The sequence below is a fragment of the Pyxidicoccus caerfyrddinensis genome (assembly GCF_010894405.1).
Taxonomy (GTDB): Bacteria; Myxococcota; Myxococcia; order Myxococcales; family Myxococcaceae; genus Myxococcus; species Myxococcus caerfyrddinensis.
The window spans coordinates 323,073-335,631 of sequence record NZ_JAAIYA010000009.1 but is presented as its reverse complement, the minus strand read 5'-3'; the positions used below and the strand labels follow the sequence as shown (position 1 = coordinate 335,631).

The following is a 12,559-nucleotide window of genomic DNA, read 5'->3' as shown; positions in this document are numbered from 1 at the left end:
AGGGCTGGTGGGCGGTGCTTCCCTACTGGTCGTACACCGTGGAGAGCGTCTCGGCGCGGAAGCTCTCGCGTTCGCGGATCATCGACCGCGTCTTCAGCTCCTTGCGGTCATAGAGATAGACGGCTCCGGACTTGTTCGTCTGTCCCTGGATGAGCCGGTCATCGAAGTCGATGCGCGCGGGTCCGCGTTGCGGCGGCGCGGCCGAGGCGCTGGCCTCGGGCTCGCCCGTCATCGGATCCGTCACGGCGGAGCCCTTCGTTTCAATCTTTGGCGGGGCCTTGTTGTTGGCCTTCTTGCTGGACTTCGATTTCGCAGAGCGCGCCGTACGGCCGCGGCTCTGGGCCCAGGAGTCACTCGGGGTGAGCAGCGTGCCGAATCCGAGGAGCTGGGCGACGGCCATGCAGAGGAGGAAGCGTCGCATCATCAACAGGTTAAGCGATGCGTGTACCGAGCTGTCAACGCACACTCCGGGGCCGTGAGGAATGCGAGCACACAAAGGTGTGGGGGGCACTCCACCCCATGTGGGGCGCGTGCTCCACGAAACGGCTCGGATGTTGCCGGCTCGCTGGAAAGATGGCGTGAGAGAGCGTGATTCTTCCGCTCCCGAAGTTGGAGCCCAACCGAGCAGGCAGGGCTCGAAGTCATCGCGGTGTGACAGGGGATGAAGGATGCTGCCGCGAGGAGGTCACGTGACACGCATGGCTCGCAGGTGGGGTGCGCTCGCGGCGCTGGTGGCGGTGCTGGCCGTGGCGGGCCTGGTGGTGTTGCGCCGGGGCGCGGAGGAGAAGGCGGCCCCCGTCGCCACGACGCCCGCGCAATCCGCTCCGGGCCCACGGCTCGTGTCCGTGGGGCCCCGCCTCACCAGCAATGAGACGTCTCAGCCTTTATCGATATATGGTGAGCGGCTGCGGCCCGGGCTGCGGCTGGTGCTGGGCCCGCCGCTGTCGCGTGAGCTGCCGCTGGTGGTGGTGGACGCGGGCCACGCCTATGCCCGCCTGCCGTCCGGCCTGACGCTTCCGGAGGACGTGCCGCAGGCGGTGGTGGAGGCGCGGCTGGCGGGAGACTCGAGCACCGAGGGCTCCGCGCGCCTCACCGTGGTGAACGACGCGGCCTTCGCGGACCTCACGGCGATGGCGCTGTCTCCGGATGGGCGCACGCTGTTCCTCGCCTCGCCGCCCACGGACACGGTGTTCGCCCTCGACGTGGAGTCGGGCCGCGTGGAGCCGCTCGCCGCGGGCGACGGGCCCTCCGCGCTCGCGACCTACAGGGATGCGGCGGGCCGGCCGTGGCTGGGCGTGGTGCACCGCTACCAGCCGGAGTTGCGCCTGTACGCGCTGGACTCGCCGGGGAGCGCGCCAAAGGTGCTGCCCGCGCCGCTCGGCGCCCACGGGCTGGAGGTGGATGGCGCGCGCGGCGTGGCCTTCATCGCGGAGCACGTGAAGGACCGCGTCCACGCGCTGTCGCTCGACGACGGGAAGACGCGCTGGTCCACGGCGGTGGACCCCAACCCCCGCGCGCTGGCGCGGTGGAAGGGCCTGCTCGCGGTGGGCAGCCTCCAGACGGGACAGTTGGAGTTGCTGCGGCAGGAGGATGGTGCGTCCGTGGCCACGGTGGTGCCGGGGCCGGGCGTGTCGATTCTGGGCGGCCACACGGAGCCGTTCCGCGCGCAGGTGATGGGCGGCAAGGCGCCGCGCGCGCTGGTGGCGAGCGAGCGGCTCGGCCGCCTCTTCATGGCGAGCCTGGGACCCAATGTGGGCCCCAACCCGAAGCGCATGGAGGTGAGCGCGAACAGCGGCGTGGCGGTGGTGGACCCGGCGACGGGCGGCTACGTGCGTCACCGGGGCTTCGGCGCGGGCGCGACGGAGGGGCTGGCGCTGGATGATGCGGCGGGCCTGCTCTATGCGGCGGATGTGGGCATCGGCCGGGTGCGGGTGCTGGATGCGCGGGCGCTGGCGGGCGCGGAGAAGGTGGCGCGCGGGGCGGTGCTGCAGGAGGTGGTGATGGCGCCGCCGGACGGCACGCCGCGCATCCGCCCGGCCGCGGACTTCGGGACGAAGGGACGGGCAGGGGAGGAGCTCCACTCCGGCCCGCGCTCACTGGCCCTGTCGCCGGACGGGCACACGCTCTACGTGCTCAACCGCTTCACGCGGACGGTGGCGGTGGTGGACGTGCGCGAGGCGCGAGCGGGCCAGGCCCGCGTGGTGCGCCAGCTTCCGGTGGTGCCGGGGCGCGCGCAGGCCAAGCGCCGCCTGGGCCAGGTCCTCTATTACGTGGACCTGGGGCGCACCGGCATCACCTGCGACGGCTGCCACATCGAGGGGCACACCGGCGGCGTCTTCTACGAGAAGACCCATCCCAACCGCATCTACCGCTCCACCACGGTGCTGGGCAGCCGCGATACGCCCCCGTATTTCACGCCGGCCAGCCAACACAGTCTCGCGGAGACGGCGAGCTTCGTGGGCGCGCGCAACCGCTTCCACAACCCGGACCCTTCTCCCGAAGAGGTGGAGGCGCTCACCCTCTTCAACGCGCTGATGGCCACGCCGCCCAACCCCTACCGCGGCGAGGACGGCGCGCCCCTGGAGACGGTGGAATTGCCGGACGGCCGCACGGGCCGGCCCGCGCACGGGCGTGAGCTGTTCGAGGGCAGGGGCCGCTGCGTGGAGTGCCACCCCGCGCCGCTCTACACGCTGGACCAGGACCCGGCGACGCGCGGGAAGTACCTCGATGTGGGCACGCCCATCGCGCTGCCCTTGCGGCTGGAGCAGCAGACGCTGGTGCCCGGCGCGGCGCCGCCGTCACTCGTGGGCACGTGGGACGTGTGGCCCATGCTGACGAGCGCCACCGCGGGCTACGCGGTGAAGGAGGACCGGCTGGTGGTGGGCACGCGCTTCCCGCTGCGCGCGGTGCTGGAGACGTCCGGGCCGAAGCACGGAGACGCCCAGGCGCTCACGCCGGAGGAGCGCGATGACCTGCTCGCGTTCCTCCTGACGCTGTGAAACATGTCTCGCGTCCACCCACCTTTGGTGCCAGACGAGCAACCAGCCCGGCACGGATGTTCCACGGCGGGCCGAAATCTCGGCTCTCGCTGTGCCACTCTCACCCTGAATCCGTGACCTGAGTGGGTGTGACTTGCGCCCTCTCGGGGAACTGCGGTGTACAATCCGACAGATGCGCGCCCTCTCGCGTTCCGCCTGGCTCCTCGTTCCCGTGCTGTTGCTGTCGTGCTCCGACGCGGGCCTGTATGCCCTGGACGGCCGGGGCCCCCATGGAAAGGACCGCGCCGCCTTCTCCGGCAACGTCTGCGTTCCGCTGGCGGGCGGTGACGCCTTCCCCACCAAGGTGCTCTTCGCCATCGAAGGAGGAGAGGGCGTGGAGGCGGAGATGGTGGGCTACGCCACGGACGGCCTGTCCACGCTGACCAGCCGCTTCTCCGGCCCCTTCGTGAAGTTCGGGCTCGTGGCCTACCACACGGTGGCGACCGGCCTGCTGGGCGGCTTCTCCGACGCCTCGGAGTTCCAGGCCACGCTGCCGCGCTACGCGTCGTACCAGGAGTCGGGGCCGGTGAGCGTCCACGCCTCCCTGCGGCTCGCCAAGACGCTCCTGTCCGGCGACATGCAGACGTCCTGCCGGGGCGAGGTGGCCCGCACGCGCTACATGGTGGTGGTCATCGTCCGCACCGGGGACAGGACGTGCGCCCGCGCTCGCGACGACGACGACTTCGGCGTGGGGCTCGACTCGCGCTGCCTCGCCCTGTCCACCGCGGCGAGCTGCGGCCCCGTCGGCTCGCCATCGCGCGACGCCTGCGATGCCCAGTGCGGCAGCTGCGAGCTGACGGCCGTCACCGGCGAAATCAAGGCGCTCGCGGAGCAGTTCGGCGTGGGCGAGGTGGTGGTGCAGCCCATCTACGTGCGCGGCACCGCGCCGGACCCGCTCACCCGCCAGCTCGTGGCCGCCATTGCCAGCGCCGGTGGCACCGAGCCCATTGAAGTGGACTTCGCCGGCCTGCCCGGCGCCCTCACCGGCATCAAGTACGCCGCGCGCACCAACTCCTTGAAGCTCAAGCGCTTCATCGCCTTCAACCGCAACGTGGTGGTGCGCGCCGGCCAGGCGCTCCCCGACAGCGACGGGGACGGCCTGCCGGACTCGGACGAGGACGCGCTGGGCACGGACGCGCTCGTGCTGGACTCGGACCAGGACGGGTTGATGGACGGCCTGGAGGTCCGCATGGGCCTGGACCCGCTGGTGCCGGACGTCATCAACGGCTGCAACCTGTCCCTGGACGAGGACGGAGACCGGCTCAACACCTGCGAGGAGCGCGTGCTCGGCACGGACCCGTGCATCGGCGACACGGACGGGGACGCGCTTCCGGACCTGGTGGAATTGCTGTCCATGACCAACCCGCTCGTGCCCGAGGACCTGCTGGACTCGGACCGCGACGGCATCACCAACGTCGCGGAGGTGGAGGCGCACGCCGACCCGCTCAGCGCCGACCTCGACTTCCACGTCGAGCGCGGCTACGGCTACGACCTGGTGGAGTCCGAGCCCTCCGCCGACGGCCGCACCTGCTACGCGGCGCGCGCGGAGAACATCACCGTCGTCCCCACCCGCGAGCGGCCCCACCCCTTCATTCCGGGCGAGGTCATCCCCGCGGGCACCAACGAGGTGTACCTCTACCTCCAGGCCGGCCGGGACAATGACCCCCGCGGCGCCGGCATCGGCTCGCTCCTCGTCCAGCCCATCCAGTACAGCGAGGAGGCCGGCCGCACCCCCGCGGGCACCATCCCCCTCGACCCCAACGACTTCATTCTCGGAACCTGATCCACGTCCTGGTGTGGAGTCCACCCCACGTCTTCAATGGGGAGTGCCCCCCACATCCCCGCGGCCCGCTTCCCAGGCTTGTCTCCAACCTCTTGATTCTCCAAGGTTTCGTTCGAGTGTTGGCTACGGATCGCTCCTTGCTAGGAGCAATGGGCTGAAAGGAGTCACCATGTCACTCGTTCGCGTTGCATCGGCTCTCACGCTGGGAGCTTTTCTCTTCCTGAGCCCGTCGGTGGCCCAGGCGCAGTCCAACAACAACCCCGACAATCCGGAGTGCCTCGGCGATAGCTGCGGCAAGCCCCAGGAGGAGGGCGGCGGTTGTGGCTGTGGGTGCGGCTGCTCCGTCTGGGTGAACTACACGGATGACGGCGACACGCTGGCCTACACGGACGACGCGGACGGCGACGGCAAGGCGGACGACCGCGACAACTGCCCGTTCGTCTCCAACCGCGACCAGACGGACGAGGACGGCGACGCGGTGGGCAACGCGTGCGACAACTGCTCGGCGCTCTCCAACTTCACGCAGCGCGACGCGGACGGCGACGGCAAGGGCGACGACTGCGACGGGGACCAGGACAACGACACCGTCGAGAACGCCAGGGACAACTGCGCGCTGGTGCCCAACAAGGACCAGAGCGACCTGGACGCCGACGCCGCCGGTGACGTCTGCGACCTCGACGACGACAACGACGGCGTCGCCGACGGCCAGGACAACTGCCCGCGCGTCTCCAACCCCAGCCAGGTGATGCCCACGGACGGCAGCCAGTGCCGCGTGGACGCGGACGGCGACAACATCTCCGACAACGGCGACAACTGCCCCGGCCTGGCCAACCCGGACCAGGCGGACGCGGACGCGGATGCCCAGGGTGACGCGTGCGACGCGGACATCGACAACGACAGCATCCTCAACGCGCAGGACAACTGCGTGGCCATCTCCAACCGCGAGCAGCTCGACGATGACCGCGACGGCTCCGGCGACGCGTGCGACACGCGCTACTGCCTGGTGCTGGACGAGGGCCGCCCGGATGACTGCCTGGACCCGAAGGCGCCCTTCACCATCAGCGGTGGACAGACCATGACGGTGGATGAGGCCGGCAAGGCGCTGCGCCCGCCGCTGTTCGCCAACCGCAACGGCGCGGCCATGGAGTACAAGTGGACGGTGACGAAGCGCCCCGAGGGCTCCAGCGCGGTGGTGGAGAACCCGCAGGGCGCCGTGACGCTCAGCCGTGACTGGCAGTACACCTACGTGGACGGCAGCGTGCCGACCTTCACGCCGGACGAGGAGGGCGAGTACGAGCTGCAGGTGACGGCGCGTCTGGCCTTCTCCGACCGCGTCTTCCCGGACCAGCGCGTCTCCACCTCCAACCTCATCGTCAAGGTGGGCAAGACGGGCGAGGGCCCGAACTGCAGCTCGGTGCCCGCGGGCTTCAGCGTCACCGCGCTCGGCGCCGCGCTGCTCAGCGTGCTGATGCGTCGCCGTCGCCGTCAGCAGTAACATCGCAGTCCCATGCCAGGAGGACCGTTCCGCATGCGCCGCCTCGTTCGTTTCCCGCTGCTCGCGGCGGGCCTCCTGGCCGCTGGCCTTCTGTCCTGCACCGACTCGCTGCTCGAACCGAGGGCGACGGTGCAGGACAACCTCGATGACCGGCTGACACTCCAGGGGCGGGTGTGCACGCGCCCGCCCAACCCCTCCGGCTTCCCGGTGAAGGTGGTCGTCGTCATCGACGAGTCGGGCAGCATGTGCATCTCCGACCCGCCGGGCGCGCAGCTGGACAGCGGCTTCTGCCAGCGCGCGGAGGTGCAGGCCGTCATTCCGCCGGGCGTCACCGAGCCCGCGCGCGTGCGCGCCCTCAAGCGTCTGGTCTCGCAGTTCCGCGCGGTCAACGCCCAGGGCGGCAACGTGCAGGTGTCCGTCGCCCCGTTCGAGACGAACGTGCGCAACGTGTGGCCGCCCACCACGGTGGGCAGCCGCTTCGCGCGGCCGGACAACAACATCGACAGCTACATCGACGGCCTGCAGAGCCAGCTGGGCAAGGGCACCGACTACCAGGGCGCCCTGTCCTACGCGTACAGCATCATCGCCAGCGACATCAACGCGGTGGCGCAGTCCAACCCGGAGCTGCTGCCGCGCACGCGCTACGTCGTCGTCTTCCTCACCGACGGCACCCCGTACCCGCGCTGCTCCGCCACCGACAACCTCAGCGTCTACGCCAACCCGGACAACCCGGACCTGACGTGGGCGGACTCCATCGTCGACTTCTGCAACGCCACCAGCACCACCGACGCCATTGATGGCTTCGAGGTGGGCACGGACCGCAACCAGAACTACCAGCTGTTCAGCTACGTGCGCCGGCTGATGGAGCTGAAGGACCAGTACAACGTGGGCGACGTGCGCATGCACACGGTGCTGCTCTTCAACCAGGAGGCGGTGCGCGCCTGCGGCCCCATCTGCCAGGAAATCTACGGCATCTACCCGGGCGTGGAGCAGGCTCGCTATCCGGAGGCCGCGAAGAAGATTGCCTCGTGGCTGCTCAAGCGCTTCGCGGACATGGGCAACGGCGTGTACCAGGAGTTCAACGACACGGCGGAGATCTCCAACCTGGGCCTGGGCGCGCTGGACTACTCGTCCTTCGCCTCGCGCAACGTGATGAAGTCGTTGGTGGTGGAGGCGCTCAGCTCCGGCCCGGGCGACGAGGGGCGGGTGCTGGACAGCGACGGTGACGGCGTGCCGGACTCGGAGGACAACTCCTTCACGCTGAAGACCAATACCTTCCTCCCCGACAGCGACGGCGACTGCCTGGACGACGGCTTCGAGGCGCGCCGCGAGGACCAGGGCTTCCGCGCCAGCAACGATTTGGACGCTCGCGGCTGTGACCCGGCCTCCCCGCTCACCCGCAACTGCGTGTGCCGCGACACGGACGGCGACGGCCTGTCGCAGTTCGCCGAGGACTACCTGCACACGCGCACGGGCATCGTCGACAGCGACGGCGACGGCGCCACGGACCGCATGGAGGCGCGCTGGGGGTTGAATCCGCTGGAGCCCAGCGTGTCGGGCCTGGACACGGACGGGGACGGGCTGCCGGACGACGTGGAGTTGCGCTCGGGCACCGACCCCACCCGGAGGGACCGCGCCTTCTACGAGCGCAACGGTTACCAGTACGAGACGCGCGTCGCCGAGGTCCGCCAGGACGGCAGCATCTGCTACGACTTCACCGTGACGAACCTGCAGCTCGTCACCCCGCCGGACCGCGCGGGGGCGAAGCAGGGTCACAACCTCTTCAAGGTGTGGTTCGCCGAGGCGCCGGAGAGCGGCGTCTCCACCGACTACGGCGTGTGGCGCACCGCCTGCGCCTGGGCCCAGTACGCGCCGCCCAGCGTGCGCGTCCCCGCCGGCCCGGAGCTGTCCCTCACGGACGCCAACTTCCGCCGCCCCGACCAGCTGAGCAACCCGTGGAACAACCAGAACGACTGTGTCGGAACGCCGCCCGCGGGCGCGGGGAGCAACCCGTGAGCCGCGCCGGACGTGTGCTGGCGGGCTGTCTGTGCGCGCTCGCGGTGGTGGTGGCCTGTACGGATTCCTACCTGTACGACCCGCGCCGCGAGACGGAAGTCCCGGTGGACCGGGCCGTGTCCTTCGACGGCCGCTTCTGCACCGTGGGCAGCAACGAGGTGGTGCGCCCCATCAAGCTCGTCGTCGCCATGGACGCCTCGCAGTCCATGCGCGTGAGCGACCCGGACGGCACGCGCGCCACCGCGCTGGTGCAGCTGATTGAGAACCTCCCCAGGGACCCGGAGGTCTCCATCGCGGTGATGCTCTTCGCGGGCAGCACCACGGCCTTCCTCACCCAGACGCCGGGCAACCCGCCGCAGGACGGCTTCGTGCAGGTGGCGTCGATGGACGACGCGACCCGCCGCCGCCTCACCGAGCAGCTGCTCACCTTCCGCAACCCGGACAACTCCCCGAACCGCGACTCGACGGACTTCGTCAAGCCGCTGTCGGACATCTACTCGCTCATCAACACGGACATCGCCCGCAGCCGGTTGGAGCCGGGCGGCGCCCAGGCGCTGGCGCAGGCGCGCTACTCCGTCATCTTCCTGTCGGACGGCAAGCCCACCAACGACCAGGACGACGAGCTCATCCAGGGCGACGCGGTGGTGCGCATCCGCCAACTGCGGGACCTGGTCGAGGACGTGCGCGTCAACACCGTGCACGTCTTCCTGCCCACCCAGCCGGTGTCTTCGTGCGACATCGGCGGGGACGGCGGCTGCCCGCTGCTCATCATCAACCAGAACGCGGACCGGCTGGAGCAGATGGCCACGCTGGGCGGCGGCAACTTCCGCGACTTCCGCAACAACGAGCCCATCAACTTCCTGGACTTCACCTTCGGCCAGGTGCGCCGCTCCTTCATCGTGAAGGAGGTGGTGGCCTCCAACTTCTCCGCGCCCCCGGGCAGCCCGGTGGAAGAAGCGGACACGGACGGCGACGGCCTGACGGACGCGCGCGAGGCCGAAGTCGGCACCAACCCCAACCTCATGGACACGGACGGCGACGGCTTCAGCGACGGCGTGGAGGTGTACTTCCGCGAGCGCGGCGTGGACTTCAACCCCACCCAGATTGCGCTGCCTGACGGTGGCGGGCTGGACAAGGGCTGCCCGCCGCTGCTGCGCGCGGAGGACTCGGACTGCGACCGGCTGCTGGACTGCGACGAGCAGTTCATCGGCACCAACGCCAACCTCGCCGACAGCGACCGCGACGGCGTACCGGATGGCGTGGAGTGGCGCGGCGGCACCCAGGGCGCCAGCAATGACCTGGACGAAGACCCGGACAACGACGGGCTGACGAGCCGCGCCGAGCTGCGCCTGCACACGCGCCCGCTGGAGGTGGACACGGCCAACCTGTCGGTGGACGGCTACCGCTACTCCTTCGAGGCGGACGGGGCCCCGGATGCGCTGGGCCGCCAGTGCTACAAGCTCCGCGTCGACAACGTCCTGCTGGCGCCCACCATCGCCGCCGCGGACGACGCGGGCGTGGTGACTCGCGGGGCGGGCTTCAATGACCTCTCCCTGTCCGTGGCCATGGTGCCCGCGGACGACCCCACCGCGCGCACCCTCGTCCGCACCTACCGCGTGGACACCGTGCGCTACCCGGTGGGCGGCATCAAATCGCCCGCCGACGGCATCATCCGCGTGGAGCCCGAGCACTTCATCGACGGCTGCCCCGGCCGCGTCGACGCGCCCCCCTCGCCTTGAGAACCCCCGCCATGCCCACCCCCGTCCGACTGCTGCCGCTCGCGCTGCTCGCCCTCGTTGCCTGCTCGTCCGGAGGAGGCGGCGAGGACCCGGACGCGGGCACCAACCCCGTGGAGGACCTCTGCAACAGCCGCGAGGAGGCGCTGTCGCAGCCCGAGTGCGAGCTGAAGCCGGGTGAGGCGCTGGACCGCTTCCTCGTGCAGGCGGGCGAGACGAAGGCCGGAGACCAGGACTGGTACCGCATCGTCCTGCCCGCGGACACCAGCGCGCGCACGCTGCTCAACGTCAACGGCGCGTACCTGGCGTCCAGCACCGCGGTGAACCTGTCCATCACCGTGCTGGAGACGCTGCCCAACGGCAGCGACTCGGCGCTGGTGAAGAAGGAGGACAAGCACGGCCAGGGCGCGCCGCGTCCGGTGGACATGGTGCTGCCGCTGCGCAACGACTTGAAGAGCAAGACGCTGCTGGTGCTGGTGCAGGACTCGCCGGACGTGCCCACGCGGCCCAACTACGACGCGAAGAGCCCGTACCGGCTGAAGGTGGAGATTGCCACCAACCCGGACACGCACGAGCCCAACGACACCCAGGCCACGCCCACCCCGATTGCGCTGGCCGCCGAAGGCGCCCAGCAGGTGGGCACCACCACCGGCTACCTCGCCACGGACAACGACGTGGACCACTACACCTTCGACCTCGCGGTGGGGAAGGTGGCGTACGTGCGCATCGTCGCGCCCAACCAGGAGTTCGTCCCCAACTGGCGCCTGTCCTACGAGCTGCGCCGCCCGGGCTTCGCCGAGAAGGAGGACGAGGGCCAGGTGCCGCCCCAGGTGCGCGGCGGCGTACTGGCCACGGCGCGCAAGGTGAAGCTCGCGGGCACGTGGATGCTGGTGGTGAAGGGCTACCGCGGCCTCAACGACAAGGACACCGCCCAGGGTGATTTGCGCCAGCGCTACGAGGTGGAGGTGCGCGTCATGGACGAGGAGGACGTGCAGGACCGCACCGGCGCCGGCAATGACACCGTGCAGGGCGCCACGGCGCGCAGCCTGGAGAGCGCCACGCCCGGCACCCCTCAGGCGACGGCGTCCTTCACCGGCCGCCTGGGCTATGTGCCGGACCGCGACTGGTACTCGGTGCGGCTGCCCGCCTCCACCGTGCCCACGGTGCTGAGCTACCGCGTGGTGCCGCTGGGCACGGGGGGACGCTTCCCGCCCCTGCCGGACACGGCGGACCGGCTGGTGCAGGTGTTCACCCTGGTGAGCAAGGGCGCCAACGTCAGCGAGTGGCGCACCGCGTGCCTCAGCGACGTCACCGCCTGCCCCAAGGGCTACGGGGAGAACCCGGACGCTCGGCAGCTGGTGGAGGGCTACTGCACCCGTGGGGATTTGCCGGCGCCCATGTGCACGCACTCGTACCGTGAGGAGGTGACGGCCAACTCGCGCTTCACCAACCTGAGCAACTTCCGCGGCGTCATCCCGGTTCCCGCGCACGCCTCCGCCGTCACGTACTACCTCGTCGTCCAGGACGACGGCACCAACTGGGCGGATGACCGCGACTACCGGCTGGACGTGGCCTGGGACGTGGAGGACGCGGACGAGCTGTCGCGCTACACGGGCGGCGTGGAGGGGCCGGTGGCCCGCACCCTGGCGTCCACCACCGCCTTCCCGGCCCCGCCGGACACCGCCGAGTTCTCCGTGACGGGCCAGCTGTCACACGGCTATGGCCGGCTGCGCAGCGGTGATGACCGCCTCAACGGCCTGGGAGTGCGCGGGCCGGCGGACTACGACGCTGTGCCCTCGGACGTGGACTCGTACCAGTTCCAGCTCCCCACCGTGGCGGCCCCCGAGGACCGCGCGTGGCTGGTGCAGTGGGAGGTGCAGAAGCTGGCGGACGGTGGCACGCCGCACGGCCTGGCGCTGGACCTCACCTTCTGCGACGGCGACGCGGCGGATGCCGGCACCGGCACCTGCTCGCCGGTGACGACGGGCAGCCGCAACGGCGCGCTGACGCTGGGCTACCGCTCGGACGCGCTGCGCGCCTGGCACACGCCGAGCGGCGCGACGCTGAGCAGCCTGCAACCGCAATACACCCTGGAGGAGCGTCCGGGCTCCACCGTCGTCACCCTGGCGCCGTACGCGTGCGGCTGCCTGGAGCGGCGCTTCATCCACGGTGGCACCATGCGGGTGGACGTGTCCGCGTCCGAGCGCCTGGACTACGAGCGCGTCAACTACACGCTGCGCACCGGCTACGGCACCTATCCCCAGAGTTACACGGTGGACGGCGGGGCCAGCGTGTCCTGCCCGGTGCCGGCGCAGGATGGCGGCACGACGCTGCCGGACGGAGGCGTGACACCCCTGGGCTGGGGCGGGGGCTGCGTCTTCACGCGCCAGCCATGAGCGCGGCGGCGGTACGGCGGGAGTCAAAGCTCCCGCCAGGGGGATGGACGCCCCCGCGAGGGGGATGGAGGCTCCCGCCTGGGAGGCGGAAGCCC

Annotated in this window: 7 protein-coding genes; 6 read left to right on the top strand and 1 reads right to left on the bottom strand. The window is 70.7% G+C overall.

Annotated features, from left to right (window positions below; translation table 11 throughout):
- Window positions 1-22: 22 nt before the first annotated feature.
- Entirely contained in the window at window positions 23-424 is a 402-nt protein-coding gene (locus tag G4D86_RS23530; RefSeq protein ID WP_240360433.1) for a hypothetical protein, read from the bottom strand.
- 274 nt (window positions 425-698) lie between these two features.
- Between G4D86_RS23530 and G4D86_RS23525 the strand changes: the two genes are divergently transcribed.
- The 6 genes from G4D86_RS23525 to G4D86_RS23500 all read left to right on the top strand — a co-directional run bounded on the left by G4D86_RS23525 (window position 699) and on the right by G4D86_RS23500 (window position 12,464).
- Window positions 699-2,999, top strand: coding sequence for an MtsA protein (locus G4D86_RS23525; protein ID WP_163996237.1), 2,301 nt, complete (start codon window positions 699-701; stop codon window positions 2,997-2,999).
- Window positions 3,000-3,171: 172 nt separating this feature from the next.
- The gene (locus G4D86_RS23520) at window positions 3,172-4,821 is read left to right on the top strand and encodes a thrombospondin type 3 repeat-containing protein (RefSeq protein ID WP_163996236.1); all 1,650 of its coding nucleotides are present in this window, start codon (window positions 3,172-3,174) and stop codon (window positions 4,819-4,821) included.
- Between the two features lie 169 nt (window positions 4,822-4,990).
- On the top strand, window positions 4,991-6,316 hold the full coding sequence (gene mtsC / locus G4D86_RS23515) for a cell-cell cohesion MYXO-CTERM protein MtsC (RefSeq protein WP_163996235.1): 1,326 nt from the start codon (window positions 4,991-4,993) through the stop codon (window positions 6,314-6,316).
- A gap of 33 nt (window positions 6,317-6,349) precedes the next feature.
- Complete coding sequence (gene mtsD, locus G4D86_RS23510; protein WP_163996234.1) at window positions 6,350-8,332, top strand: cell-cell cohesion protein MtsD; 1,983 nt, start codon at window positions 6,350-6,352, stop codon at window positions 8,330-8,332.
- On the top strand, window positions 8,329-10,071 hold the full coding sequence (locus G4D86_RS23505) for a vWA domain-containing protein (protein WP_163996233.1): 1,743 nt from the start codon (window positions 8,329-8,331) through the stop codon (window positions 10,069-10,071). Before mtsD ends, G4D86_RS23505 begins: the two co-directional genes overlap by 4 nt.
- A gap of 11 nt (window positions 10,072-10,082) precedes the next feature.
- Entirely contained in the window at window positions 10,083-12,464 is a 2,382-nt protein-coding gene (locus G4D86_RS23500) for a hypothetical protein (RefSeq protein WP_205519698.1), read from the top strand.
- Window positions 12,465-12,559: the final 95 nt, after the last annotated feature.

Excerpts from the sequence above, each read along its gene's own strand:
- mtsD (WP_163996234.1), top strand. The coding sequence starts at position 6,350 with ATGCGCCGCCTCGTTCGTTTCCCGCTGCTCGCGGCGGGCCTCCTGGCC.
- G4D86_RS23520 (WP_163996236.1), top strand. The coding sequence starts at position 3,172 with ATGCGCGCCCTCTCGCGTTCCGCCTGGCTCCTCGTTCCCGTGCTGTTG.
- G4D86_RS23500 (WP_205519698.1), top strand. The coding sequence starts at position 10,083 with ATGCCCACCCCCGTCCGACTGCTGCCGCTCGCGCTGCTCGCCCTCGTT.
- G4D86_RS23530 (WP_240360433.1), bottom strand. The coding sequence starts at position 424 with ATGATGCGACGCTTCCTCCTCTGCATGGCCGTCGCCCAGCTCCTCGGA.
- G4D86_RS23525 (WP_163996237.1), top strand. The coding sequence starts at position 699 with ATGGCTCGCAGGTGGGGTGCGCTCGCGGCGCTGGTGGCGGTGCTGGCC.
- mtsC (WP_163996235.1), top strand. The coding sequence starts at position 4,991 with ATGTCACTCGTTCGCGTTGCATCGGCTCTCACGCTGGGAGCTTTTCTC.